We start from the raw sequence: 23,931 nt of genomic DNA, 5'->3' as shown, positions 1-23,931 counted from the left end.
CAATGGAACAGGTTGTCATTGTCGATGCTATTCGCACCCCGATGGGCCGTTCAAAGGGCGGCGCATTTCGCCACGTGCGCGCGGAGGACCTCTCCGCGCACCTGATGCGCAGCCTGCTGTCGCGCAACCCGTCGCTTGAGGCAAGCGCGATAGACGATATCTACTGGGGCTGCGTACAGCAAACCCTCGAGCAGGGTTTTAACATCGCCCGTAACGCGGCGCTGCTGGCGGAGATCCCGCATTCGGTACCGGCAAACACGGTTAACCGTCTGTGCGGTTCTTCCATGCAGGCGCTGCACGATGCCGCACGCATGATCATGACCGGCGATGCCAGCGTCTGCCTGATTGGCGGCGTGGAGCACATGGGCCATGTGCCGATGAGCCACGGCGTCGATTTCCACCCGGGCCTGAGCCGTAACGTGGCAAAGGCGGCAGGGATGATGGGGCTGACCGCTGAAATGCTGGCGCGTTTGCACGGCATTAGCCGGGAAATGCAGGATCAGTTTGCCGCGCGCTCCCACGCCCGCGCCTGGGCTGCGACCCAGTCCGGCGCATTCAAAGCCGAGATTATCCCCACCGGCGGCCACGATGCCGATGGCGTACTGAAGTCCTTTAACTATGACGAAGTGATCCGCCCGGAAACCACCGTCGAGACGCTGTCTACCCTAAGGCCGGCGTTTGACCCGGTGACCGGTACGGTAACGGCGGGCACCTCTTCCGCCCTTTCCGATGGCGCGGCGGCGATGCTGCTGATGAGCGAAAGCCGCGCCCGCGAACTGGGTCTGAAGCCACGCGCCCGCGTCCGTTCGATGGCGGTGGTCGGCTGCGACCCGTCTATTATGGGCTATGGCCCGGTTCCCGCTTCGAAGCTGGCGCTGAAAAAAGCGGGCTTATCCACCAGCGATATCGACGTCTTTGAAATGAATGAGGCCTTTGCCGCGCAGATCCTGCCGTGCATTAAAGATCTGGGCCTGATGGAGCAGATCGATGAAAAGATCAACCTCAACGGCGGGGCGATCGCGCTCGGTCATCCGCTGGGTTGTTCCGGGGCGCGTATTAGCACCACGCTGATCAATCAGATGGAGCGTAAAGATGCCCAGTTCGGCCTCGCCACCATGTGCATCGGCCTGGGACAAGGGATCGCCACCGTGTTTGAGCGGGTGTAAATTTACAAAAGGGTATCTCACAGCCAATGGCGTCAGAACAAGGCAGCAAGCGAGCGAATCCCGATGAGCTTACTGAAGTAAGTGATTCGGGTGAGCAAGCTCAGCCAACGCAGTGATGACGTCATTGGCGAAGAGAGACAGTTTAGTTGCCGTTCTTCCCGCCTGTCAGGGGCGGGTTTTTTATTTGCAGATATCAGATAAAGGCAAACGCGTCGCCAAACAGGCGATCTTCGCGCGCGCCGCGTTCGTTGCAGAACAGGTCGCGAGCAATCTTAGCCATCTCGAAACGCCCGGCAATATAGATATCGTGATCGGCCAGGGTACCGTAATCCTGCAGCACCGCGGTCAGCACGGTGCCGGAACGCCCACGCCAGCCCTCTTCCGGCTGCTCAACCACCGGCTCGATGCGCAGATTTGGATGCTTGACGCTCAAGGCTTCCAGCTCGGCCAGATCGTACAGATGTTTGGTCTCGCGACCGCCCCAGTAAATCGCGATATCGCGCTGAGGATTGCGTGACAGCGCGGTGAGCAGAATAGAACGCACATAAGAGAAGCCGGTACCGCCGGCAATCAAAATCAGCGGGCGGTCTTCATCTTCACGCAGCCAGGCTTCGCCATGCGGAATATCAACCTCAATTTCACGCTCTTTCAGGATGCGATCCATGACCGCCATCGCGTACAGATTGAGCTCCGAGGCGCCGATATGCAGTTCGATAAACTCCTGTTCCGCCGGCGTGGAGGCCATGGAGAATGGGCGTTTGTCGCGCTCATCCATTACCACCATCAGATACTGGCCAGCGCGGAAAGAGAATGCCGCTTCCGGTACTAATCGAACACGATACACGGTATCGGTAATCGCCTCCACCGAGGTCACTTTACAGCTTAAGGTTGTCATGCGTCCCCTCTGTCGGGTCTAAAGAGCAAAACAGCGGCGTTAGCCCCGCTTACTGTTGTTTAAAGATGGCCAGATCATCCCAGATGGCATCAATGCGCGCCGTGACGGCAGGATCTTTTTTGATTGGGCGACCCCATTCACGCTGGGTTTCGCCAGGCCATTTATTGGTGGCATCCAGCCCCATTTTTGAACCCAGGCCGGAAACCGGCGAGGCAAAATCCAGATAATCAATTGGCGTATTCTCTACCAGTACCGTATCACGAGCCGGGTCCATACGGGTAGTGATCGCCCAAATCACATCGTTCCAGTCGCGGGCGTTAACATCGTCATCGCAGACAATCACGAATTTGGTGTACATAAACTGGCGCAGGAACGACCAGACGCCCATCATCACGCGCTTGGCATGGCCTGCGTACTGTTTTTTCATCGTCACCACCGCCAGGCGGTAGGAGCACCCTTCCGGCGGCAGATAGAAATCGACAATTTCCGGAAACTGTTTCTGCAGGATCGGGACGAAGACTTCATTCAGCGCCACGCCCAGCACCGCAGGCTCATCCGGCGGACGGCCGGTATAGGTCGAATGATAAATCGCGTCTTCACGCTGGGTAATATGGGTGACCGTAAACACCGGGAACTGGTCTACTTCATTGTAGTAGCCGGTATGGTCGCCATACGGACCTTCCGGCGCCATCTCCCCGGCCTCGATATAACCTTCCAGCACAATCTCTGCGCTGGCAGGCACTTCAAGATCGTTCGAGACGCATTTCACCACTTCGGTTTTGGTGCCGCGCAGCAGCCCGGCAAAGGCATATTCCGACAGCGTATCCGGCACCGGGGTCACTGCACCAAGAATGGTCGCCGGGTCGGCGCCGAGCGCCACAGAAACCGGGAAGCGTTCCCCCGGACGCGCCGCGCACCACTCCTGGAAATCCAGCGCGCCGCCGCGATGAGACAGCCAGCGCATAATCAGTTTGTTTTTGCCAATCAGCTGCTGGCGATAAATCCCCAGGTTTTGCCGCTCTTTGTGCGGCCCACGGGTCACCGTCAGCCCCCAGGTGATCAGCGGCGCGGCATCTTCCGGCCAGCAGGTCATAATCGGGATTTTCCTCAGGTCGACGTCATCGCCCTGGATGATTTTTTGCTGACAGGGGGCGCCGCGCAGACGTTTGGTGGGCATATTCAGCACTTGCTTAAACTGCGGCAGCTTATCAAACAGATCGCGGAAACCTTTGGGCGGCTCAGGCTCTTTCAGAAAGGCTAACAGCTTACCCACCTCGCGCAGCGAACTGACGTCCTCCTGGCCCATCCCCAGCGCCACGCGCCGCGGCGTGCCGAACAGGTTGCACAGCACCGGCATGGTATAGCCTTTCGGATTCTCAAACAGCAGCGCAGGACCGCCAGCGCGCAGGGTGCGGTCGGCAATTTCGGTGATTTCCAGGTGAGGATCGACCGGCAGAGTGATACGTTTTAGTTCGCCCTGTTGTTCCAGGAGTGTCAGAAAGTCGCGAAGATCGTGATATTTCATGAAAGTGTTATTGACCTCTCTACAGGCGGCTAATTATACGGTGTTCAACGGCGAGATGCTGTAATTTTGTTAAATTAGCGTGAAAGAACGCTGAAATTTGGATTTCAATTATAATGGCTTTCGCGATTACACCAGCCATTTGTTATGCTTGCCGTTATTAGAAGTGGAATGAGTCATTATGCAAGCCTGGTACTTACTGTATTGCAAACGTGGGCAGCTACAACGAGCCCAGGAACATCTGGAACGTCAGTCAGTTAACTGCCTGATGCCGACGATTGCGCTGGAAAAAATCATTCGCGGTAAACGCACCATGGTCAGCGAACCGCTGTTCCCGAACTACCTGTTTATTGAGTTCGATCCAGAGGTGATTCATACCACCACCATCAGCGCCACCCGCGGGGTTAACAACTTCGTGCGCTTTGGCGCCCTACCCGCTATCGTCCCCTCGGCGGTCATCCACCAGCTCTCTATCTACAAACCGGAAGGCATTACCGACCCGGAAACGCCGCATGAGGGCGATAGCGTACTGATCACCGACGGCGCGTTCGAAGGCTTACAGGCTATCTTTACCGAGCCGGACGGTGAAGCACGCTCTATGTTGCTGTTAAACCTGCTGAATAAGCAAGTCCTGCAGAGCGTTAAAAACACCGATTTCCAGAAAATCTAAGCGCCGTTAACGTCGACGCCAAACAGCGCCCTGACGTTGGCGTCCGTTTGCGCCTCCAGCCACTGCGCTTCCTCGCCGCGCCAGGCCGCGACGCTGGCCAGGATATGCGGCAAATACGCGGGCTCGTTACGACGCGAGGCGGGTTTCGGCTTGAGGTCGCGCGGCAGCAGATAGGGCGCGTCAGTTTCCAGCAGCAGACGTTCCGCCGGGATCGCCGGCAATAGCGCTCGCAGCTCGAGCCCTCGCCGCTCATCGCATACCCAACCGGTAATACCGATAAACAGCCCCAGATCCAGACATTCCTGCACCTCGCTGCGGCTGCCGGTAAAGCAGTGCAGCACCGCGCCCGGGATCTTCCCGAGCCAGGGTTTAAGCAGCGCCAGAAACCGGTCGTGGGCGTCGCGGCAGTGTAAAAACACCGGCATCGACAGCTCGGCGGCCAGCGCCAGCTGGGCACTAAACGCCTCCTCCTGCTCCTGGGGCGTGGAAAAATTACGATTAAAATCCAGACCGCACTCCCCTATCGCCACCACCTGCGGCTCGCGGGCGAGGGCATAAATCGCCTCGGCGACCGCTGGCGTCCAGCTGCTGCCGTCATGGGGATGAACCCCCGCCGTGGACCAGCAGCCGGCGTAATGACTCGCCATTCTCTGCGCCTGCTGGCTCTCCGGTAAATTTGTGCCGGTCAGCAGCATGCCGTGAACCCCTGCCGCCCGGGCGCGCGCCACCACCTCATCATGGTCGCGGGCAAACTGTGAACTGGTCAGATTAACGCCGATATCAAACATGATCGCTCCATATGACAACCGCCCTGACGGGCGGTTGGCGGTATTACTCTTCTCTGTGCTCAGCGGCTTCAGCTTCGGCCGCGGCATCGTCATCACGCGTCAGGCGCTTCCCGGTGTAGAAGCGGGCGAAGAACACCCCGACTTCAAACAGGCAGTACATCGGAATAGCCAGCAGCGTCTGCGAGAACACGTCCGGCGGCGTCAGCAGCATCCCCACCACGAAGGCGCCCACCAGCACATACGGCCGTTTTTTGCGCAGCTCTTCCGGCGTGGTGACGCCCATCCAGCAGAGCAGCACAATAGCGACCGGCACCTCAAAAGAGACCCCGAACGCCATAAACAGCGCCATCACGAAGTCGAGATAACTGCGGATATCGGTCGAGACCAGCACCCCCTCCGGGGCAGCATGGGTCAGGAAGCCGAACGCCAGCGGAAACACGACAAAATACGCGAAAGCCATGCCGATATAGAACAGCAGCGTGCTGGAGACCAGTAAGGGCACCACCAGCCGGCGCTCATGCTTATACAGCGCCGGCGCGACGAAGGCCCATACCTGATACAGAATAATCGGCACCGACAGGATCACCGACACCATGAAGGTCAGCTTTATCGGCGTAAAGAAAGGTGAAGCGACATCGGTGGCGATCATCGTCGCGCCTACCGGCATCTTGCTGATAAGCGGGGCCGAGACCAGCTGATAGATATCATTGGCGAAATAGACCAGCGCCAGGAAGATCACCAGGATAGCAATGATGCTGTTGAGCAGACGCTTGCGCAGCTCAATCAGATGCGAAATTAGCGGTTGTGTATCGTCTACGCCCATGTTTACGGTTTATCACTCGATGCGGGGGAAGAATGGGGGGCAGCCGCCGTAGCGGTTGTTTTCTCTACCGGTGAAGCGGGTTGCTCGTCGGCCACGGGATCCGGCGCATGAACCGGAGCGCTGGCGTGATGTTCTGCCGTCGCCGGCGTGATGTCCTGCCGCTGCGCTTCGCTGCCTTTCACCACCGGATTATGGATGGTATTCGCTTCGTCACTGGCCTTTTCCGGGTCGTGGGCGCTATAGGAACGCTTCATCGACTCCGCGGCCTCACGCAGCTCATCCATGGAGGCTTTCAGCTCCGGCGTCAGGTTATTCAGGCTGGCCTTTTCCACCTTCTTGAGGCTCTCCTGGAACTCCTGCAGTTTTAGCTCCTGAGCCAGCTCATTCTGTACCGTGGTCGCCAGCGACCGTAGCGTACGGATCCAGCCAACCACCGTTTTAACCGCGACGGGAAGCCGCTGTGGCCCCAGAACGATGAGGCCAATCACAAACACCAGCAGTAGTTCACTAAAACCAATATCGAACACGAGTTACACCTGCTCTTTGTCGTGGCGTTTTGTCTCGTCTTTTTTTGCATCATCCTGTTTATCGGCGATAGTTTTCGCCGTGAAATCTGCGTCTGGCGCCGACTTTTCAGGTTTATCATCATCACTCATGGCTTTTTTAAAGCCTTTGATGGATGCCCCTAAGTCTGACCCCAGTGAGCTCAGCTTCTTCGTCCCGAAAAGCAGAACTACGATGACGACAACAATTAATAACTGCCAAATACTGATACCACCCATACACGTTCCCCTATGACAGATGATGAATTATGTGGACGCATTATACACGCCATCCTGCCAGCCGCCTCGCCGTCAGGCCACCGGCATGATTTTGCGCAAATAAGCCTGCGTCATGAAGAGGCGAACCGATCAGCGGGTTTTTCGCCAGCCAATCAGCCAGGTCACGATACCGCCGGCCATCAGCCAGCCGGGCATCATTCCCCACTCAGGGCGATGGATAAAGAGCAGCGTACCACTGAGCAATAAAACCGCGCCTATACCAAACAGATAACGGGATTGGCCCTGGCGCACATGGCGCACATGCATATCCCGCACGATAGTATCGACGCTGGTCTGCAGCTGTTTGCTCTGCTGCAGGCTCTGATACACCAGCTCAGGTATTTCAGGCATTCTTTCGATCCAGAACGGCGCTTTGTCTTTAAACGCGCGCACCAGCGCCGGAATACCGACCTGATCTTTGATCCACGACTCAAGGAAAGGCTTCGCCGTTTTCCACAAGTCTAACTGAGGATAGAGCTGCCGGCCTACCCCTTCTACGTAAAGTAATGTCTTCTGTAGCAAAACAAGCTGCGGCTGGACTTCCATATTGAAGCGCCGCGCGGTGTTGAACAGATTTAGCAGCACGTGGCCGAAGGAGATCTCCGCCAGCGGCTTCTCAAAGATGGGCTCGCAGACCGTGCGGATCGCGAACTCAAACTCTTCAACATTGGTGTCCGGCGGAACCCAACCGGAGTCGACGTGCAGCTCGGCAACCTTACGATAATCGCGGTTGAAAAAGGCGATAAAGTTTTCCGCCAGATAGCGCTTATCTTCTTTGTTCAGCGAGCCGACAATGCCGCAGTCGATGCCAATATACTGCGGATCTTCCGGGTGCTCGTAGCTGACGAAGATGTTGCCAGGGTGCATATCGGCATGGAAAAAGCTGTCGCGGAACACCTGGGTGAAGAAGACCTGCACACCCCGCTCCGCCAGCAGTTGCATATTGGTTCCCTGAGCCTCGAGCGCCTCCACGTCGGACACCGGAATGCCGTAGATGCGCTCCATCACCATCATGCTTTCGCTGCAGTAATCGGGGTACACTTCCGGCACATACAGCATCGGGCTGTCTTCGAAATTACGCCGCAACTGAATGGCGTTGGCGGATTCCCGCAGCAGGTTCAGCTCGTCCAGCAGCGTTTTTTCATACTCACGAACCACCTCCTGCGGGCGCAGACGTCGGCCGTCAGGCAGCAGTCGCGGCACCCAGCGCGCCAGGCGGTAGATGAGCTTCATGTCCGCTTTAATGATCGGCAAGATATCCGGGCGGATAACCTTGATCACCACCTCTTTGCCGTTCTCTTTCAGACGCGCGGTATGCACCTGGGCGATAGACGCCGAGGCTAACGGCTCAACGGAGAAATCATCAAACCAGGCCTCCACCGGCAGGCCACCCATCGCTTTCTCTATCTGCTGCTGCGCAAGCTTCCCTTCAAAGGGCGCCACGCGGTCCTGCAACAGCGCCAGTTGATCGGCAATATGCGGAGGAAAGAGATCCCGCCGCGTGGAAAGCATCTGGCCGAATTTAATCCACACCGGCCCCAGCTCCTGGAGCGCCAGCCGCAGACGGGCGCCAAGAGGTTGATCCTGATGGCGGTTTGGCATCCAGAAGAGCATCCGCCGCCAGATACGCAGCGGCAGCGTGATCCGCATTTTGGGGATAAGCTCATCGAGCCCGTAGCTCAAAAAGGTGTGGATGATGAAATACAGGCGCCGTAATTCTCCTGGCGTCATTTGCCCTCCAGCGTTTCCAGCCGTTTTTCCAGTGCGGCCAGCGCGCGTTCAATAGCCGTCGTCTCTTCAGCAAACCAGGCCAGCTCCAGCGGCCCCGGTGCCAGGCGCCACTCTTCAGTGATCGCTTCAGCGACATAACGCTGCTGGCGCTGCGCGCCCTTCAGTAAAAACTGAGCGCCGCCGCGGAGGACTTTACCGACGCCTTCGGCCACGATGTCACCGGTATAAGGCGCCAGCAGCTCAGCGGGATCGAACTCTGCCAGATCGCACAGGGTGACCATGTTCTGCACCACCTGCAGATCGCCCTGCACTTCCAGCTCGCCGCTACGGATAAGCGCCGTCAGTTGTTGACGGTTGCGTAGTTTTGGCAGCACGCTGAGCCGGGTAATCACAGTGCAGTCAGCCTCTCCGTCCCAGGCGCTCAGAACATCAACCTGGCGTTCACTGAACACCAGCACCACGGGCGTAGCGAAATCCTGCAGCTGTACCCGCAATACCTTGCCCAGCAGGCGCTGGCGGGCGGGTTTTAGCGCTTTGTCGCGCCAGAGGAAAGTATTTAGCGCCGTTTCAATGCCAGCGGTCACCAGGGGTGTGAAAGGCATAGCGTCCCTCCTGTCAGAACTTGTAACCGCGATGCAAAGCAACGATACCCGCCGTCAGGTTGTAGTAGTCCACGCTTTCGAAGCCTGCATCCTGCATCATCCCTTTCAGGGTTTCCTGGTCCGGATGCATACGAATAGATTCCGCCAGGTAGCGATAGCTGTCGCCATCTTTTGCCACCAGCTCGCCCACTTTCGGCAGGATATGGAAGGAGTAAGCGTCGTAGGCTTTGCTCAGCGGTTCGATAATGGGTTTAGAAAACTCCAGCACCAGCAGACGTCCACCCGGCTTCAGCACGCGGTACATCGAGCGCAGCGCTTTCTCTTTGTCGGTCACGTTACGCAGACCGAAAGAGATGGTGATGCAGTCAAAGGTATTATCAGCAAACGGCAGGGCTTCCGCGTTGGCCTGAACATACTCAACGTTACCCACGATGCCGATATTGCGCAGCTTTTCGCGGCCCATTTTGAGCATTGAATCATTGATATCAGCAAGCATAACGCGGCCGGTTTCCCCTACCAGACGGGAAAACTTAGCCGTCAAATCACCGGTCCCCCCCGCCAGATCCAGCACGGTCTGCCCGCGACGTACGCCGCTGCAGTCGATGGTGAAACGCTTCCACAAACGATGGATACCAAACGACATCAAGTCATTCATCACATCATACTTTGCGGCGACAGAATGGAATACATGCGCCACCATGTCTGCTTTCTGCTCTTTAGCGACCGTCTGAAAGCCAAAGTGCGTCGTTTCTTGTGAATCCTCAACCATCTTTATGCCTGCTTGCTTTTCAAGAAAATGTTCACTGAGTGTATCAGACTCAGCGCATTTCCCATACGTTTCAGCGTGGCGGAGCCGCCTCCCGGCTACGCACCGGCTCGGCAGAGTCGGGTGAAAATGCCTCATTTTCCGGCAGGTTATCCTCCGCTTCGAGACGATATGGATCGTCCTGAGCAATGGCTTGTTCGACTAAATCAGGATTAATCCCGCGCTTGACCTCCACGCCCAACCCGCGAAAAGCCTCCGCCTGGGCCAGAAGATTACCGCGCCCGGAAGCGAGCTTTTTCATCGCCTGGCGATAGTTCTCTTGCGCTTTATCCAGACTCTGGCCGATAGCGGACATATCGTCCACAAACAGGCGCATTTTGTCGTAAAGGCGCCCCGCCCGCTCGGCGATCTTCTGCGCGTTGCGGCTTTGGTGCTCATAACGCCACAGATTGGCGATGGTGCGCAGGGCCACCAGCAGCGTCGTCGGGCTAACCAGCATAATATTATTTTGCAGCGCCTCGCTGATAAGCTCGGGCTGACGGTCGATGGCCAGCAGGAATGCCGGCTCGACGGGAATAAACATCAGCACATAGTCGAGGGAGCGCAGGCCTGGCAGTTGCTGATAATCCTTGCGCCCCAGCAGGCGAATATGATTTCGCACCGAAGCAAGGTGTTCCTGCAGCGCGACTTCGCGGGTGTAGTCGTCCTCGGCGTTGAAATAACGCTCATAGGCGACAAGGGTCATTTTGGCGTCGATAACCACGTCTTTACCCTGCGGCAGGCGCACGATGACGTCCGGCTGCATCCGCGAGCGGTTGTCGGTCTCGATGCTGACCTGGGTTTGGTACTCATAGCCTTCCCGCAGGCCGGAGGCCTCCAGCACGCGGGTGAGAACCACTTCCCCCCAATTGCCCTGGGTTTTGTTATCGCCCTTCAGCGCTTTGGTCAGGTTCAGCGCCTCCTGCGCCATCTGCGCGTTCAGCTGCTGCAGGTTGCGGATCTCATGCGCCAGGGTGTGCCTTTCTCGCGCCTCCTGACCGAAGCTCTCCTGCACCTGCCGGCGGAACCCGTCCAGCTGTTCGCGTAGCGGTGTCAGCAGGCCATGCAGGCTCTGGCGATTTTGCTCATCGACGCGTCGGTTGCTGTGTTCGAAAATGCGGTTGGCGAGGTTTTCAAACTGCTCGCTCAGGCGCTGCTCGCTGTTCACCATCTGGCGGATCTTATCTTCCGCATGCAGCTGGGTGGATTCGAGCCGGGTGGTAACCTCACGCAGATCGGCCTCCAGCGAGGTATTGATATCCCGCAGGCTGCGCAGCTCGTTGTTCAGCAGCTCGCACTCTTCACGCCAGTGGGCTTCCTGGACCAGTTGCTGACGGGCAGCGCTCAGCTCAATATCCAGCTCTCGCCGCTCCTCGATAAGATCGGCCCGAATTTGATCGGCGCGCGCTTTGGTCGCCAGCCAGCCGACGATTAACCCGGCAGCCAGTGCGATAACCGCGCTGATAATAATGGAGAGATCCACGACGCCCCCTGCGATAACCTGATGACACAAAATAGAATTGTGCTGTACAAACGTCCAGTTTAAAAGGAATTTCCTGCGAGAGGCGACGCAAAAAAAAGGCCGGAGGATCCGGCCTGAAGGGAAAGCGGTTTAATTACAGCAGACGGCGCGCCGCTTCGACGACGATTTTCACCGCGTGGCTTTCGGTTTGCTTCATGGTTTCGGCGTTAGGGATCTCTTGCTGGGTACGGTTAACGATAACCCCAGCCACCATCCCGGCGCGCAGGCCCTGGCTGGCGCACATGGTCAGCAGCGTAGCGGATTCCATTTCATAGTTCATCACGCCCATCGCCTGCCACTCTTCCATAGAGCCTTTGAAGCGGCTCACCACGCGACCGGAGAACGTGTCGTAACGCTCCTGGCCCGGGTAGAAAGTATCCGAGGAGGCGGTCACGCCGATATGGGTGGTGGCGCCAATGGATTTCGCCGCTTCCACCAGCGCGGTGGTGCAGGCGAAATCTGCGACGGCCGGGAATTCCATCGGCGCGAAGTGCAGGCTGGCGCCGTCCAGACGCACGGAGGCGGTGGTGACCAGCACATCGCCAACGTTGATGTGCGGCTGAATGGCGCCGGTGGTGCCAATGCGCAGGAAGGTACGTACGCCAAGCTGCGCCAGCTCTTCCACAGCGATAGACGTAGACGGGCCGCCGATGCCAGTGGAGCAGACGATCACCGGTTTGCCGTCCAGCTCCGCGCGCCAGGAGGTAAATTCGCGGTGGGATGCCAGCTTAACCGGCTTATCCATCAGCGCGGCGATCTTTTCCACACGCTCCGGATCGCCAGGGACGATAGCCAGCGTAGCCCCTTGTAAATCGTTCTTGGTGAGGCCGAGATGAAAAACATCAGACTTGGACATAAAAAACTCCTCTGTGGGTCGAATTATCAGCAGAAGCAAAACGGTACTGTACAGAAGCCCCAGGCAACATTTTGTGATGATAGTCACCAAGAACAATAATGATTGCAGTTGTTTTTCAGTAAATAGTGATACACATCACATTAACAAGTTATATTCATCGTCACAGAACAAAAGATAGCCGCTTTCAGGCACTGTGCTTTATTACCGCCCGAACTAAAGGTAAAGGGTCTATAGTTACTGATGCGCTAATAAATAAGGGTACGGAGAATACCATGACCACCACCAAGCAACCTGGATTCGCACCTGCAGCCTCGCCGCACGCCGCAACCGCCGTTCATACGCCGGAAGAGCATATTGTCGCCGGAGAGACCTCTATTCCCTCTCAGGGGGAAAACATGCCGGCTTACCATGCCCGTCCGAAAAACGTCGATGGCCCATTGCCGATCGTCATCGTGGTACAGGAAATTTTCGGCGTGCATGAGCATATTCGCGATCTTTGTCGCCGCCTGGCGCAGGAAGGCTATCTGGCTATCGCGCCTGAGTTGTACTTCCGTCAGGGCGATCCGAATGAGTATCACGATATCCCAACCCTGTTTAAAGAGCTGGTTACCAAGGTGCCGGACGCGCAGGTGTTGGCGGATCTCGACCACGTCGCCAGCTGGGCGGCGCGTCATGGCGGCGATGCCCATCGTCTGCTGATCACCGGCTTCTGCTGGGGCGGACGCATCACCTGGCTGTATGCCGCACATAACCCGCAGCTTAAAGCGGCAGTGGCCTGGTACGGCAAGCTGGTGGGAGAAAAATCGCTGAATTCGCCAAAACATCCGGTGGATATCGCCGTCGATCTCAACGCCCCGGTGCTCGGCCTGTACGGTGCGAAAGACGCCAGCATTCCGCAGGACACCGTCGAGACGATGCGTCAGGCGCTGCGGGCGGCTAACGCCACAGCGGAAATCGTGGTCTATCCCGAAGCCGATCACGCCTTTAACGCCGACTATCGCGCCAGCTATCACGAAGAGTCAGCCAAAGACGGCTGGCAGCGAATGCTGGCCTGGTTTGCGCAGTATGGCGGAAAAAAAGGGTAATCGCCCAAAGCATGAAAAAAGGAGGCAAATGCCTCCTTTTTGATTTTTCCGGTGACGATCAAGCGGACTGGCGCAGATTCCGCGCCGCTTGCACCATATTCGCCAGCGCGGCGCGCGTCTCCGGCCAGCCGCGGGTTTTCAGGCCGCAGTCCGGGTTGACCCACAGCCGCTCCGCCGGGATACGCTGCGCGGCTTTTTCCAGCAGCGCTTCGATCCACTCCACGCTCGGTACGTTTGGCGAGTGAATATCATATACTCCCGGCCCGATCTCATTGGGATACTCGAACACTTCGAACGACTCCAGCAGTTCCATGTCGGAACGCGAGGTTTCAATGGTGATCACGTCAGCATCCAGCGCGGCGATGGAGTCCATGATGTCGTTGAACTCGCAATAGCACATGTGGGTATGGATCTGAGTATCGTCTTTGGCCACCGCAGCGTTAAGACGGAAGGCTTCCACACCCCACTGCAGATAGGCATCCCAGTCGCTGCGCTTCAGCGGTAAACCTTCGCGCAAGGCTGGCTCATCAATCTGGATGATGCCGATACCGGCCGCCTCCAGATCCGCCACTTCATCACGCAGGGCCAGCGCAATCTGTTTCGCGATGGTTTCACGGCTGACGTCTTCCCGCGGGAAGGACCAGCACAGAATCGTCACCGGTCCAGTGAGCATCCCTTTCACCGGCTTGTCGGTCAGCGACTGCGCGTACTTCGCCCATTCGACGGTGATCGCCTGCGGACGGCTGACGTCGCCGATCACCACCGGTGGCTTCACGCAGCGGGAGCCATAGCTCTGCACCCAGCCGTTTTGCGTGAAGATGAAACCGTCCAGATGTTCACCGAAGTATTCCACCATATCGTTCCGCTCGGCTTCCCCGTGCACCAGTACGTCTAATCCTAACCGCTCCTGCTCGACGATCGCCTGCTTAATATGTTCCGCAATGCCGGTACGATAATGACTGGCGTCAAGATTTCCCTTTTTGAAGTCCAGGCGCAGGCCGCGGATCTCGGTCGTCTGCGGGAATGACCCGATGGTGGTGGTCGGCCAGGCCGGCAGGTTAAAGCGTTGACGCTGTGCCTGAGCGCGAACCTCATAGGGGCTGGCGCGCTGGCTGTCCTGAGGAGTGATCGCCGCCAGCCGTTTTTCCACCGCCGGGTTGTGTACGCGAGACGAATGGCGACGAGCATGGACTGGCGCGCTCCACTCGGTAATCGCCGCCGTATCGCCGCTGTTCAGCGCATCGCGCAGCAGCGCCAGCTCACCGCATTTTTGCAGAGCGAAGGCAAACCAGCTCTTCACTTCCGCATCAAGGCGCGTCTCCACGCTCAGGTCGATCGGGCTGTGCAGCAGAGAGCAGGATGAAGCGACCCACAGCTCGCGCTTACCGACGAGGTCTTTAATTTGCGCATACTTTTCGGCGAGATCGGCGCGCCAGACGTTACGCCCGTTGATCAGGCCGGCGGACAGCAGCCAGTCGGCCGGCAGACGTTTATGCAGTTCGGCGACATCATCTTTACCGTGGACCAGATCGACGTGCAGCCCCTGGACCGGTAGCGCAGCAATGGTCTCGAGATTGTCGCTAACGCCTTCAAAATAGGTGGTCAGCAGCAGTTTGACCTGGCCCTGCAGGGCGTCATAAGCCGGTTTAAAGGCCTCCAGCCACGCTGGCGGCAGCTCCAGCACCAGCGCCGGTTCATCAATCTGCACCCACTCAATGCCGCGCTTCGCCAGTTCGGCCAGCACCTGCTGATAAACCGGCAGGATGGCATTCAGCAGGCTCAGACGGTCAAACGGTTCGCCTTTCACTTTGCCCAGCCACAGATAAGTCACCGGCCCCAGCAGCACGGGCTTGATCTTGTGGCCCAGCGCCAGCGCTTCGTCCACTTCATCCAGCAGTTGGGTCCAGGTCAGTTTGAACTGATGGCCCTGCACGAACTCCGGCACCATGTAGTGATAGTTGGTGTTGAACCACTTGGTCATTTCCGCGGCGGCCGCTGGCTCGCCGGTGGGCGCGCGGCCGCGGCCAATGCGGAACAGGGTATCGATATCGACAGAGCCGTCTTTGTTCTGATGACGAGCCGGCACGTTGCCAAGCAGCAGGCTGGTGGTCAGAACATGGTCGTACCAGGCGAAATCGCCCACCGGCAGCAGGTCAATACCGGCCTGCTTCTGCTGCTCCCAGTGACGGGCGCGCAGTTCCCGGCCTACCGCCAGCAGCTCCTCGCGAGTGACATTGCCCGCCCAGTAGCTCTCTTGCGCTTTTTTCAGCTCGCGACGCAGGCCAACGCGAGGAAAACCGAGGGTGTGGTTAATAATTGTCATTTTTGTTCCTCTCTTATTTCATTGAATCTGAAGAAAAACTCTAAATAGTTCGGCTTGCAGGAAGGCGGCAACGATGCGCATCCCCAGGAGCTTACTGAAGTAAGTGACTGGGGTAAGCGAGGCAGCCAACGCATCTGCAAGTCGAAATATGACGAGTTTTAGACGTCCAGATGTTTACACATCCATAATTGGCAGTTACTGTATATTCCTCAAGCGCAAATTGCTCATGGCGAAGTGAAGGACTTTCATGATCGAAATTAAACATCTGAAAACGCTGCAAGCGTTGCGGAATAGCGGTTCACTGGCGGGCGCAGCGGCTGCCCTGCACCAGACCCAGTCCGCCTTGTCTCACCAGTTCAGCGATCTGGAACAGCGTCTTGGCTTTCGTCTCTTTGTGCGTAAGAGCCAGCCGCTGCGTTTTACCCCTCAGGGGGAGATCCTCTTACAGCTGGCCAACCAGGTGCTGCCGCAGATCGCCCGCGCCCTGCAGGACTGTAACGAACCGCAGCAGACCCGGCTGCGGCTGGCTATCGAATGCCACAGCTGTATTCAGTGGCTGACGCCGGCACTGGAGAATTTCCGCGCCCGCTGGCCACACGTGGAAGTCGACTTCCATTCCGGCGTCACCTTCGACCCGCAGCCTGCGCTGCAGCAGGGCGAACTGGATCTGGTGATGACCTCCGATATCCTGCCGCGCAGCGGTCTGCATTACTCGCCAATGTTTGATTATGAGGTGCGCCTGGTGCTGGCGCCTGAGCACCCGTTAGCCATGAAGACGCTGATTACGCCGGAGGATCTGGCCGCGGAAACGCTGCTGATTTATCCCGTACAGCGCGGACGCCTCGACATCTGGCGCCATTTCCTGCAGCCGGCCGGTATCAGCCCCCAGCTAAAAAGCGTCGATAACACGCTGTTGCTGATCCAGATGGTGGCAGCCCGGATGGGCATCGCCGCGCTGCCGCACTGGGTGGTGGAAAGTTTTGAACGCCAGGGTCTGGTGGTGACCAAAACCCTGGGAGAGGGATTATGGAGCCGGCTGTACGCGGCCGTTCGCGATGGCGAGCAGCGTCAACCGGTCACCGAAGCGTTTATTCGCTCTGCGCGGAACCACGCCTGCGATCATCTGCCGTTTGTCCGGAGTGCGGAGCGACCCAGCGTCGATGGACCCACAGCGAGGCCAGGATCACCAACGCTCCGCTAATAAAGCTCGGCCAGTGCGGCTGCTCCTGCCAGATGGCAAGATTAACCAGCAGCCCGGCGGGGACATGGACGTTATTCATGATCCCCAGCGTGCCGGCATCCACCTGAGTGGCGCCATAGTTCCACATAAAGTAGCCCAGCCCGGAAGCCACCACGCCCAGCCACACCAGCACGCTCCACTGCAGCGTGGTGGTCGGCAGCTTCTGTGGGTTGCCCAGCATAAACCATGCCGCCACCGCCACGATAAAGGCCCCGACATAGAACCAGGCAAAGGCATTGTGCTGCGGCATCGGTCGCACCTCCATCAGGCGCTTATAACCCACCATCCCGATGGCGAAGCAGAGGTTTGACAACTGCACCAGTAACAGCCCGGTCCAGAAATGATCGCTGACTTTGTCGTAACGGATAATCGCCGCCCCCAGCACCGCCAGCGCGGCGCTCAGCAGATAGCCCCAGCGCAGTTTCCGTCCGCTGAGCAGATCGTAGATCAGCGTGATATACAACGGGGTAAACACGGTAAACAGCAGGAATTCCGAGACCGTCAGATAGAGATAGGCGCGGAAGGCCAGCAGGTACATGATGCCAAGCTGCATCGCGCCCACCAGCATATAGAGCACGATCGTGCGCGGAGACTGGCCTCGCGTGCGCAGGAAAGGCAGGAACACCAGCGCCGCCAGGCCCACGCGCATCAGTACCGAAAAATAGCTGTCGACGCTACCGGCCAGGTACTCGCCAATCAGGCTAAAAGAAAAGGCCCACAGGATAGTGGTGATAATTAACAGCGCCACAATGGTCGTCTCGTTGGATAAAGAACAGGCATTGTAGCGAAGAGTCAGGTTGACGACTGGGTGATTATTCGCCAGTCGTCAATCTTTGTCAGTCGAGGTACAGCTTACGCAGGTAGTGCGGGACCGCATCGTCGGCGTTGCTACCGATCACTTCCAGTTCCGGATGCAGATCCTTCAGCCGCTGGTGGGCGTTGGCCATAATGCAGCCTTTGCCGGCCATCGACAGCATCTCGGCGTCGTTCATGCCGTCGCCGAAAGCGATGCAATCTGACAGACTGTAGCCGAGCATTTTCGCCACTGCCTCCAGCGCATGCCCCTTCGATACCCCGCCCGCCATCACCTCCAGGCAGGTTAAGGTGGAGAAGCTGACGTTCACGCGATCGCCCCAGCGGGCGTTCATCGCCTGCTCAAGCGGCAGCAAATGTTCGTGATCCTCACAGGTAAAGAACACCTTGCTGATCCCCTGCGGATCCAGTTCGCCCGGCTCATACAGCTTGTAGTTAAACACCGCCTCTTTGAAAAAGCGCATCTCCTCCGGGCGATGGCGGTTCATATACCACTCATCTTCCCGATAGACGTTAGTGACGATTTTCGGGTCGTTACGCACGATCTCAAACAGGTCGGCGGCAATATCACGGTCAAGGTTATGGGCGAAGATTTGCTGACCATCGCTATCGTGAACGCGGGCGCCGTTAGAGGTGATCATGTACGACCGGATGCCGAGATTATCGCGGATCTGCCCGACGTCGATGTAGTGTCGGCCGGTGGCGAAGACGAAATTGATCCCACGGGCGGTAAGCAGCTTCAGCGTCTCTTTGGCATAGGGGGTCAGGAAATGATCGGGGGAAAGCAGCGTGCCGTCTAAATCAGACGCAACAACCTGGTACATAAAAAAGTTAACCTCTAAGCAGGGCGACGAGTGTTATCGTCGGATTAAGTATGTCGATTGAAAAACTCGACGATGGCATTGAGCGCGACTGAGCGCATAGCGTCCTTTTCAAAAAGGATCTCATGGTATGCCCCTTCAATGACGAGCGGCTTTCCGCCCTCACAGGGATGGCCGGCGGCGGCCCGTAATTCACAATAGCGGTCGTGCATCAGATTATCGACCACCCGCTCCTCCTCCGCCTGCAGCAGCAGCGTCGGGGCCGTATCTTTCTCCACATTCGCCAGCACTTCGTCACCGGCCAGCATGCCTTCGCGCACCCAGTGCCAGGTCGGGCCGCCGACCTGCAGTCGCGGCTCGTCGGCATAGAAGCGCAGGTTACGACGATAGCGTTGTCGACTGTGCGTCAGCACGTTAACGGCAAAAGGCAGCGCCCGCCAGCGTCCGGTGCCGATGGCATACTCTTCGCGAATGCGCTGATGGCCCTCAGCCCAGTCGAGAATATGGCGCACCATCCAGTCCGGCAGCCGAATGATAATCCCGAACATCGGCGCGCAGAGCGCAATCGCATCGCAATGCGCCTGGTAGCGTTGCAGAAAGAGCGTGGCAATCGCCCCGCCCATAGAGTGAGCGAGGATAAACCGTTTTCGCCAGTGGCCGGGGACCACCTGCTGCTGCCAGAGCGCAGCCAGGTCATCAACATAATCGCTGAAGTTCACCACGTGCCCGCGGTGAGTATCAGAGAGCAGACGACCCGAGCGACCCTGACCGCGATGGTCGATGATCATTACGTCAAAGCCGCTGTGAAAGAGATCGTAGGCCACTTCAGCATACTTCACGTAGCTTTCAATGCGCCCGGGGCAAATCAGCACCAGCCGATCGTGATTTTGCGCGCAAAAGCGAACAAAGCGTACCGGTACATCATCGACGCCTTTAAATTCAGCCTCTTCGCGCTGTCGCCAGAAATCCGTCAGCGGCCCCATGCTAAAGGCCGCAAACGCGTTTTCTCGTGTTTCCCAGTCCTTTTTCTGCCCAAACATCGGGTTTACACCCCTGTTAACCGCTGAAAATCGTTTTTTTGCCGTGTATCACACAATGCTGACACAATAGCGTATTGTGGCATAAAAACAGACAATCAGGGAGTTTCTCATGACCATTGAGTGGTGGTTCGCCTACCTGCTGACATCAATCATTCTCAGCCTGTCCCCGGGTTCCGGAGCGATTAATACCATGACCACCTCCATTAACCACGGGTACCGCGGCGCGGCGGCGTCGATTGCCGGTTTGCAGACCGGGCTGGCCATTCATATCGTGCTGGTCGGCGTCGGTCTCGGCACCCTGTTCTCCCGCTCGGTGCTGGCCTTTGAGGTGCTGAAATGGGCCGGCGCAGCCTATCTTATCTGGCTGGGTATCCAGCAATGGCGCGCGGCAGGGGCCATCGACCTGAATACGCTGGCGAAGGCGCAGACGCGCGGCAAACTGTTCCAGCGCGCGGTGTTCGTGAATCTCACCAATCCCAAAAGCATCGTTTTTCTGGCCGCCCTGTTTCCGCAGTTTATCCTGCCCCACCAGCCCCAGGTGATGCAGTATCTCGTTCTGGGCGTCACCACCATCGTCGTCGATATCATTGTGATGATTGGCTATGCGACCCTGGCGCAGCGCATTTCAGCCTGGATTAAAGGGCCAAAGCAGATGAAGGCGCTGAATAAAGTCTTTGGTTCACTGTTTATGCTGGTTGGGGCGCTCCTCGCCTCCGCCCGTCACGCCTGAATGATGAAATCTCGCTCGCAAAGAGAGGTTCGCCTGGCGGGCGAAGCAATCTCTCTGCGCGAGCCGGCGCGCAAAGCGGGAAATTAATTTTTTTGCCCGCTGTCGACGCTGAGCCCACCGTGCCAGGATGCCGCCAGATAGGTGATTCACGGATGAACGGCGATGGCAGAAACGGCGACCCCTCATGATGCGGTATTTAAAACTTTTCTCTCACGGATAGAGACGGCGCGCGATTTCATCGAGATCCACCTGCCTCCGGCGTTAACAGCGATCTGCAAACTGGATACCCTACGTCTGGAATCCGGCAGCTTTCTTGAAGACGACCTCAGGCCCTACTACAGCGATATTCTCTACTCGCTGGAAACCACCCGCGGTAAGGGGTATGTCCATGTTCTGATCGAGCACCAGAGCGCCCCCGATAAACTGATGGCCTTTCGCTTAATGCGCTATGCCGTCGCCGCCATGCAGCGCCATCTGGAGAACGGCCATAAAACGCTGCCTCTGGTTATCCCGGTCCTCTTCTATCAGGGACGACGCAGCCCCTATCCCTGGTCTATGAGCTGGCTGGATAATTTCGCCGATCCCGAGACCGCCCGCCAGCTCTATAGCGGAGCGTTTCCGCTGGTCGATATCACGGTGATCCCCGACGACGACATTATGCAGCACCGCAGCATGGCGGCCCTGACGCTGGTGCAAAAACACATCCGTCAGCGCGATATGGCGCAATTGCTGGATAAGTTGACCCAACTCTTAATGCTGGAGCAGATGAGCGGACAACAAATCACCGTATTGGTAAACTATATGGCTCAGGCAGGGGATGCCGAGGATACTCGGACACTCTTATACGGGCTGGCACAGCGCGTGCCGCAGCATGGAGGATTACTGATGACGCTGGCGGAAACATGGCTCGCAGAAGGTATGGAAAAAGGCATCAGGAAAGGCGTACAGCAAGGTATAAAGGAAGGTATAAAGGAAGGCAAACATCAGGCCCTGCTGCAGGTTGCCGAAGCGATGCGCAAACGCGGTATTGATGACGAAGCGATTATGGAAATGACCGGTCTGTCTGAAGACGAGCTGCAGCGGCTTCGCCACTGACACTTTCTCCACCCGGATATAGCCGGGTGGAGCATCACGCCAGGTTAACGCGAGATAATCAGGTGGATGCCGAAGCCCGCAAACAGGGTGCCGGCGATACCGTCGATCCACTTCGCCATCCGCTGATAGCCGCGGCGCATCCCCGGCAGGGCGAACAGGCTGGCAACCACCATAAACCAGGCCAGCGTCTCCATGATAATCAGCAGAAAAATACCCCAGCGCGCGCCGGCGCCAACGCTGTCACCGACGAACAGCGAGAACACCGAGCCGAAATAGATAATCGCTTTCGGGTTCGCCAGATTGGTCAGCAATCCCTTCAGGAAGCTGCGTCCGCTGCGGGCCAGCTCAACCTGCGGCTCTGGCGGGGACACCGCCTCTTTTTTCAACGCGCCGCGCAGCATCTGGTAGCCCATCCAGCACAGGTACAAGCCCCCGCCGACCATAATGATGTTGTGCAGCCACGCCATTCTGGCGAGGATCAGGTTCAGGCCGAGCAGCGCTACCCCCGCCCAGATCATTACGCCGCAGGTGATCCCCAGCACTCCCATCAACGCCTCTCTGCGCGAGCGGCTGATGGCCGTTTGTGAGACAAAGAAAAAATCCGGCCCCGGACTCATCAGCGCAATGATATGCACCAGCGCCACGGTAAGGAAAAGCATCAGCATAGTTAACTCGCAGGAAAATAATGAAGAGGATAACTATTCTGGCACTTTTATAGCCAGCTGACTACTCGTCGTCGCCATCGACATGCGACCGGATCAGCGCCATAAACGGCTTGCCGAAACGCTCGAGTTTACGTGTCCCCACGCCGTTGACGCTGAGCATTTCGCCGGCGGTTAGCGGCGACTGCTCCGCCATCTCAATAAGCGTCGCGTCGTTGAAGACCACGTACGGGGGAATGTTTTCTTCATCGGCAATCGCTTTACGTAATTTGCGCAGCTTGGCAAACAGCTTACGATCGTAATTACCGCCGAAGGATTTCTGCATCGCCTTCGGCTTCAGCGCCACGATACGCGGTACGGCAAGCTGCAGCGGGACGTCGCCGCGCAGCACCGGGCGTGCGGCTTCGGTCAGCTGCAGCGCGGAGTGCTGGGCGATATTCTGCGTCACCAGCCCAAGGTGAATCAGTTGGCGGATCACGCTCACCCAGTGCTCGTGACTCTGTTCCCGGCCGATGCCGTATACCGGGAGCTTATCGTGGCCCATCTCACGGATGCGCTGATTGTTAGCGCCACGCAGGACTTCCACCACGTAACCCATCCCGAAGCGCTGGTTGACCCGATAAATAGTGGAGAGCGCCTTACGGGCGTCCATTAAGCCATCGTACTGCTTCGGCGGATCAAGACAGATATCGCAGTTGCCGCACGGCTCCTGGCGTCCTTCGCCAAAGTAGTTCAGCAGCACCAGACGACGACAGGTCTGGGCTTCAGCAAACGCCCCCATCGCGTTCAGCTTATGCCGTTCGATATCCTGCAGCGGCCCGGCGGGCTTCTCTTCCAGACAGCGGCGCAGCCACGCCATGTCCGCCGGATCGTAAAACAGCATCGCTTCCGCCGGCAGGCCGTCACGCCCGGCGCGGCCGGTCTCCTGATAGTAGGATTCAATATTGCGCGGGATATCAAAATGCACCACAAAGCGGACGTTCGGCTTGTTGATGCCCATCCCAAAGGCCACTGTCGCCACCACAATCTGCAGATCGTCGCGCTGGAATTTCTCCTGCACGTCGGCGCGCACGTCGTTTTCCAGGCCGGCATGGTAAGCCGCCGCGCTGATGCCGCGGCTCTGCAGACGCGCGGCGGTATCTTCCACTTTCGAACGGCTGTTGCAGTAGATAATGCCCGATTTGCCGCGCTGATCCTGGACGTAGCGCATCAGCTGGTCGAGCGGCTTGAATTTCTCCATCAGCATATAGCGGATGTTCGGCCGGTCGAAGCTGCTGACCTGAATCAGCGGATCGTTAAGTCCCAGCAGACGGACGATATCGCGGCGGGTGGTGTCATCGGCGGTGGCGGTCAACGCCATAAACGGGATCTGCGGCATCCGCTGACGAAGCTGGCCCAGCGCGGCATATTCCGGGCGGAAGTCATGTCCCCACTGGGAGATGCAGTGCGCTTCGTCCACCGCCAGCATCGCCAGATTCCAGTTCGCCAGATGCTCAAGGAAGTTGTCGAGCATCAACCGTTCCGGAGCGATATACAGCAGACGAACCTGCCCGCTGCGGCAGCCGGCCATCACGTCCTGCTGCTGTTCGCGGCTCTGGGTCGAGTTCAGACAGGCCGCCGCCACGCCGTTGGCCAGCAGCTGATCGACCTGATCTTTCATCAGCGAGATCAGCGGCGAGACCACTACCGTCAGGCCGCCCATAACCAGCGCCGGTACCTGATAACACAGTGACTTGCCGCCACCGGTCGGCATGACCACCAGGCAGTCACGGCCCTCGAGCACCGTCTCGATAATCGTCTCCTGGCCAGGGCGGAACTGCTGGTAGCCGAAGGTCTCTTGTAAAACCTGCTTAGCCAGCGATTCCTGATTTAATACTTCCGCCTGTGCCACGTTGACCCCATTTGCCTGAAAAGAAAACAG

Annotated in this window: 23 protein-coding genes; 6 read left to right on the top strand and 17 right to left on the bottom strand. The window is 57.9% G+C overall.

Annotated elements, in window-relative coordinates:
* The first annotated feature begins 2 nt into the window (after nucleotides 1-2).
* Nucleotides 3-1,166: an acetyl-CoA C-acyltransferase FadA gene (gene fadA, locus KHQ24_RS18330; protein ID WP_004886733.1), complete on the top strand. Its 1,164-nt coding sequence runs from the start codon at nucleotides 3-5 to the stop codon at nucleotides 1,164-1,166.
* Between the two features lie 193 nt (nucleotides 1,167-1,359).
* On the opposite strand, the gene fre is transcribed toward fadA, so the two are convergent.
* Both fre and ubiD read right to left on the bottom strand, forming a co-directional pair.
* Complete coding sequence (gene fre / locus KHQ24_RS18325) at nucleotides 1,360-2,061, bottom strand: NAD(P)H-flavin reductase (protein ID WP_004886735.1); 702 nt, start codon at nucleotides 2,059-2,061, stop codon at nucleotides 1,360-1,362.
* A gap of 49 nt (nucleotides 2,062-2,110) precedes the next feature.
* The gene (gene ubiD, locus KHQ24_RS18320) at nucleotides 2,111-3,586 is read right to left on the bottom strand and encodes a 4-hydroxy-3-polyprenylbenzoate decarboxylase (protein WP_004886738.1); all 1,476 of its coding nucleotides are present in this window, start codon (nucleotides 3,584-3,586) and stop codon (nucleotides 2,111-2,113) included.
* A gap of 178 nt (nucleotides 3,587-3,764) precedes the next feature.
* On the opposite strand from ubiD, the gene rfaH reads away from it, so the two are divergent.
* Nucleotides 3,765-4,253, top strand: a complete 489-nt coding sequence (gene rfaH, locus KHQ24_RS18315) for a transcription/translation regulatory transformer protein RfaH (protein ID WP_004886742.1) — start codon at nucleotides 3,765-3,767, stop codon at nucleotides 4,251-4,253.
* Here rfaH and tatD read toward each other — a convergent pair.
* The 9 genes from tatD to udp form a co-directional block, all read right to left on the bottom strand.
* The gene (gene tatD, locus KHQ24_RS18310; protein ID WP_017899385.1) at nucleotides 4,250-5,041 is read right to left on the bottom strand and encodes a 3'-5' ssDNA/RNA exonuclease TatD; all 792 of its coding nucleotides are present in this window, start codon (nucleotides 5,039-5,041) and stop codon (nucleotides 4,250-4,252) included. The genes rfaH and tatD overlap by 4 nt on opposite strands.
* A gap of 43 nt (nucleotides 5,042-5,084) precedes the next feature.
* Nucleotides 5,085-5,864 (bottom strand): Sec-independent protein translocase subunit TatC, encoded by a 780-nt coding sequence (gene tatC, locus KHQ24_RS18305; RefSeq protein WP_004886745.1) that lies wholly within the window; start codon nucleotides 5,862-5,864, stop codon nucleotides 5,085-5,087.
* 2 nt (nucleotides 5,865-5,866) lie between these two features.
* Nucleotides 5,867-6,391, bottom strand: coding sequence for a Sec-independent protein translocase protein TatB (tatB, locus tag KHQ24_RS18300; RefSeq protein ID WP_109938687.1), 525 nt, complete (start codon nucleotides 6,389-6,391; stop codon nucleotides 5,867-5,869).
* A gap of 3 nt (nucleotides 6,392-6,394) precedes the next feature.
* Nucleotides 6,395-6,646: a Sec-independent protein translocase subunit TatA gene (gene tatA / locus KHQ24_RS18295; RefSeq protein WP_002883425.1), complete on the bottom strand. Its 252-nt coding sequence runs from the start codon at nucleotides 6,644-6,646 to the stop codon at nucleotides 6,395-6,397.
* A 129-nt stretch (nucleotides 6,647-6,775) separates the two neighbouring features.
* Nucleotides 6,776-8,416, bottom strand: coding sequence for a ubiquinone biosynthesis regulatory protein kinase UbiB (gene ubiB, locus KHQ24_RS18290; protein WP_004886748.1), 1,641 nt, complete (start codon nucleotides 8,414-8,416; stop codon nucleotides 6,776-6,778).
* The gene (gene ubiJ / locus KHQ24_RS18285; protein ID WP_004886750.1) at nucleotides 8,413-9,018 is read right to left on the bottom strand and encodes a ubiquinone biosynthesis protein UbiJ; all 606 of its coding nucleotides are present in this window, start codon (nucleotides 9,016-9,018) and stop codon (nucleotides 8,413-8,415) included. Before ubiJ ends, ubiB begins: the two co-directional genes overlap by 4 nt.
* A 13-nt stretch (nucleotides 9,019-9,031) precedes the next feature.
* Nucleotides 9,032-9,787: a bifunctional demethylmenaquinone methyltransferase/2-methoxy-6-polyprenyl-1,4-benzoquinol methylase UbiE gene (gene ubiE / locus KHQ24_RS18280; protein WP_004886751.1), complete on the bottom strand. Its 756-nt coding sequence runs from the start codon at nucleotides 9,785-9,787 to the stop codon at nucleotides 9,032-9,034.
* A gap of 70 nt (nucleotides 9,788-9,857) precedes the next feature.
* Nucleotides 9,858-11,306 (bottom strand): DNA recombination protein RmuC, encoded by a 1,449-nt coding sequence (rmuC, locus tag KHQ24_RS18275; protein WP_017899388.1) that lies wholly within the window; start codon nucleotides 11,304-11,306, stop codon nucleotides 9,858-9,860.
* A 133-nt stretch (nucleotides 11,307-11,439) separates the two neighbouring features.
* Entirely contained in the window at nucleotides 11,440-12,201 is a 762-nt protein-coding gene (udp, locus tag KHQ24_RS18270) for a uridine phosphorylase (protein WP_002883419.1), read from the bottom strand.
* A 272-nt stretch (nucleotides 12,202-12,473) separates the two neighbouring features.
* On the opposite strand from udp, the gene KHQ24_RS18265 reads away from it, so the two are divergent.
* Nucleotides 12,474-13,286 carry a dienelactone hydrolase family protein gene (locus KHQ24_RS18265; protein WP_004886756.1) on the top strand — a complete coding sequence of 271 codons (813 nt, stop codon included), beginning with the start codon at nucleotides 12,474-12,476 and terminating at the stop codon, nucleotides 13,284-13,286.
* A 58-nt stretch (nucleotides 13,287-13,344) separates the two neighbouring features.
* Here KHQ24_RS18265 and metE read toward each other — a convergent pair whose 3' ends face one another.
* Nucleotides 13,345-15,609 carry a 5-methyltetrahydropteroyltriglutamate--homocysteine S-methyltransferase gene (gene metE / locus KHQ24_RS18260; RefSeq protein WP_114506516.1) on the bottom strand — a complete coding sequence of 755 codons (2,265 nt, stop codon included), beginning with the start codon at nucleotides 15,607-15,609 and terminating at the stop codon, nucleotides 13,345-13,347.
* Between the two features lie 247 nt (nucleotides 15,610-15,856).
* Here metE and metR point away from each other — a divergent pair, with 247 nt between their 5' ends.
* The gene (gene metR / locus KHQ24_RS18255) at nucleotides 15,857-16,810 is read left to right on the top strand and encodes an HTH-type transcriptional regulator MetR (protein WP_017899391.1); all 954 of its coding nucleotides are present in this window, start codon (nucleotides 15,857-15,859) and stop codon (nucleotides 16,808-16,810) included.
* Here the strand turns inward: metR and KHQ24_RS18250 are convergent.
* From KHQ24_RS18250 to pldB, 3 genes are all read right to left on the bottom strand, one after another.
* Nucleotides 16,698-17,597, bottom strand: coding sequence for a carboxylate/amino acid/amine transporter (locus KHQ24_RS18250; protein WP_012969187.1), 900 nt, complete (start codon nucleotides 17,595-17,597; stop codon nucleotides 16,698-16,700). The two genes, metR and KHQ24_RS18250, sit on opposite strands and share 113 nt — an antisense overlap.
* Nucleotides 17,598-17,685: 88 nt before the next feature.
* On the bottom strand, nucleotides 17,686-18,486 hold the full coding sequence (gene yigL / locus KHQ24_RS18245; RefSeq protein ID WP_017899394.1) for a sugar/pyridoxal phosphate phosphatase YigL: 801 nt from the start codon (nucleotides 18,484-18,486) through the stop codon (nucleotides 17,686-17,688).
* A 44-nt stretch (nucleotides 18,487-18,530) separates the two neighbouring features.
* Nucleotides 18,531-19,523, bottom strand: coding sequence for a lysophospholipase L2 (gene pldB / locus KHQ24_RS18240; RefSeq protein ID WP_004886768.1), 993 nt, complete (start codon nucleotides 19,521-19,523; stop codon nucleotides 18,531-18,533).
* A gap of 109 nt (nucleotides 19,524-19,632) precedes the next feature.
* On the opposite strand from pldB, the gene rhtB reads away from it, so the two are divergent.
* Complete coding sequence (gene rhtB / locus KHQ24_RS18235; RefSeq protein WP_002883411.1) at nucleotides 19,633-20,253, top strand: homoserine/homoserine lactone efflux protein; 621 nt, start codon at nucleotides 19,633-19,635, stop codon at nucleotides 20,251-20,253.
* Between the two features lie 162 nt (nucleotides 20,254-20,415).
* Complete coding sequence (locus KHQ24_RS18230) at nucleotides 20,416-21,348, top strand: Rpn family recombination-promoting nuclease/putative transposase (protein WP_004886770.1); 933 nt, start codon at nucleotides 20,416-20,418, stop codon at nucleotides 21,346-21,348.
* A 44-nt stretch (nucleotides 21,349-21,392) separates the two neighbouring features.
* Here the strand turns inward: KHQ24_RS18230 and rhtC are convergent, their stop codons facing one another.
* A complete protein-coding gene (gene rhtC / locus KHQ24_RS18225) occupies nucleotides 21,393-22,013 on the bottom strand; it encodes a threonine export protein RhtC (RefSeq protein ID WP_023319447.1) in 621 nt (206 codons plus the stop codon).
* Nucleotides 22,014-22,074: 61 nt separating this feature from the next.
* Nucleotides 22,075-23,901, bottom strand: coding sequence for an ATP-dependent DNA helicase RecQ (gene recQ / locus KHQ24_RS18220; protein WP_004886773.1), 1,827 nt, complete (start codon nucleotides 23,899-23,901; stop codon nucleotides 22,075-22,077).
* Nucleotides 23,902-23,931 lie beyond the last annotated feature (30 nt).

The sequence above is a fragment of the Klebsiella sp. 54 genome, from assembly GCF_018223875.1.
GTDB lineage: Bacteria > Pseudomonadota > Gammaproteobacteria > Enterobacterales > Enterobacteriaceae > Klebsiella > Klebsiella quasipneumoniae.
The sequence above is the reverse complement of the archived record's forward strand: the minus strand, read 5'-3'. Positions and strand labels throughout refer to the sequence as shown.

Bases quoted from the DNA above. Each gene is read 5' to 3' on its own strand.
- fadA (WP_004886733.1), top strand. From the start codon at position 3: ATGGAACAGGTTGTCATTGTCGATGCTATTCGCACCCCGATGGGCCGT.
- fre (WP_004886735.1), bottom strand. From the start codon at position 2,061: ATGACAACCTTAAGCTGTAAAGTGACCTCGGTGGAGGCGATTACCGAT.
- ubiD (WP_004886738.1), bottom strand. From the start codon at position 3,586: ATGAAATATCACGATCTTCGCGACTTTCTGACACTCCTGGAACAACAG.
- rfaH (WP_004886742.1), top strand. From the start codon at position 3,765: ATGCAAGCCTGGTACTTACTGTATTGCAAACGTGGGCAGCTACAACGA.
- tatD (WP_017899385.1), bottom strand. From the start codon at position 5,041: ATGTTTGATATCGGCGTTAATCTGACCAGTTCACAGTTTGCCCGCGAC.
- tatC (WP_004886745.1), bottom strand. From the start codon at position 5,864: ATGGGCGTAGACGATACACAACCGCTAATTTCGCATCTGATTGAGCTG.
- tatA (WP_002883425.1), bottom strand. From the start codon at position 6,646: ATGGGTGGTATCAGTATTTGGCAGTTATTAATTGTTGTCGTCATCGTA.
- ubiB (WP_004886748.1), bottom strand. From the start codon at position 8,416: ATGACGCCAGGAGAATTACGGCGCCTGTATTTCATCATCCACACCTTT.
- ubiJ (WP_004886750.1), bottom strand. From the start codon at position 9,018: ATGCCTTTCACACCCCTGGTGACCGCTGGCATTGAAACGGCGCTAAAT.
- ubiE (WP_004886751.1), bottom strand. From the start codon at position 9,787: ATGGTTGAGGATTCACAAGAAACGACGCACTTTGGCTTTCAGACGGTC.
- udp (WP_002883419.1), bottom strand. From the start codon at position 12,201: ATGTCCAAGTCTGATGTTTTTCATCTCGGCCTCACCAAGAACGATTTA.
- KHQ24_RS18265 (WP_004886756.1), top strand. From the start codon at position 12,474: ATGACCACCACCAAGCAACCTGGATTCGCACCTGCAGCCTCGCCGCAC.
- metE (WP_114506516.1), bottom strand. From the start codon at position 15,609: ATGACAATTATTAACCACACCCTCGGTTTTCCTCGCGTTGGCCTGCGT.
- metR (WP_017899391.1), top strand. From the start codon at position 15,857: ATGATCGAAATTAAACATCTGAAAACGCTGCAAGCGTTGCGGAATAGC.
- yigL (WP_017899394.1), bottom strand. From the start codon at position 18,486: ATGTACCAGGTTGTTGCGTCTGATTTAGACGGCACGCTGCTTTCCCCC.
- pldB (WP_004886768.1), bottom strand. From the start codon at position 19,523: ATGTTTGGGCAGAAAAAGGACTGGGAAACACGAGAAAACGCGTTTGCG.
- rhtB (WP_002883411.1), top strand. From the start codon at position 19,633: ATGACCATTGAGTGGTGGTTCGCCTACCTGCTGACATCAATCATTCTC.
- KHQ24_RS18230 (WP_004886770.1), top strand. From the start codon at position 20,416: ATGGCAGAAACGGCGACCCCTCATGATGCGGTATTTAAAACTTTTCTC.
- rhtC (WP_023319447.1), bottom strand. From the start codon at position 22,013: ATGCTGATGCTTTTCCTTACCGTGGCGCTGGTGCATATCATTGCGCTG.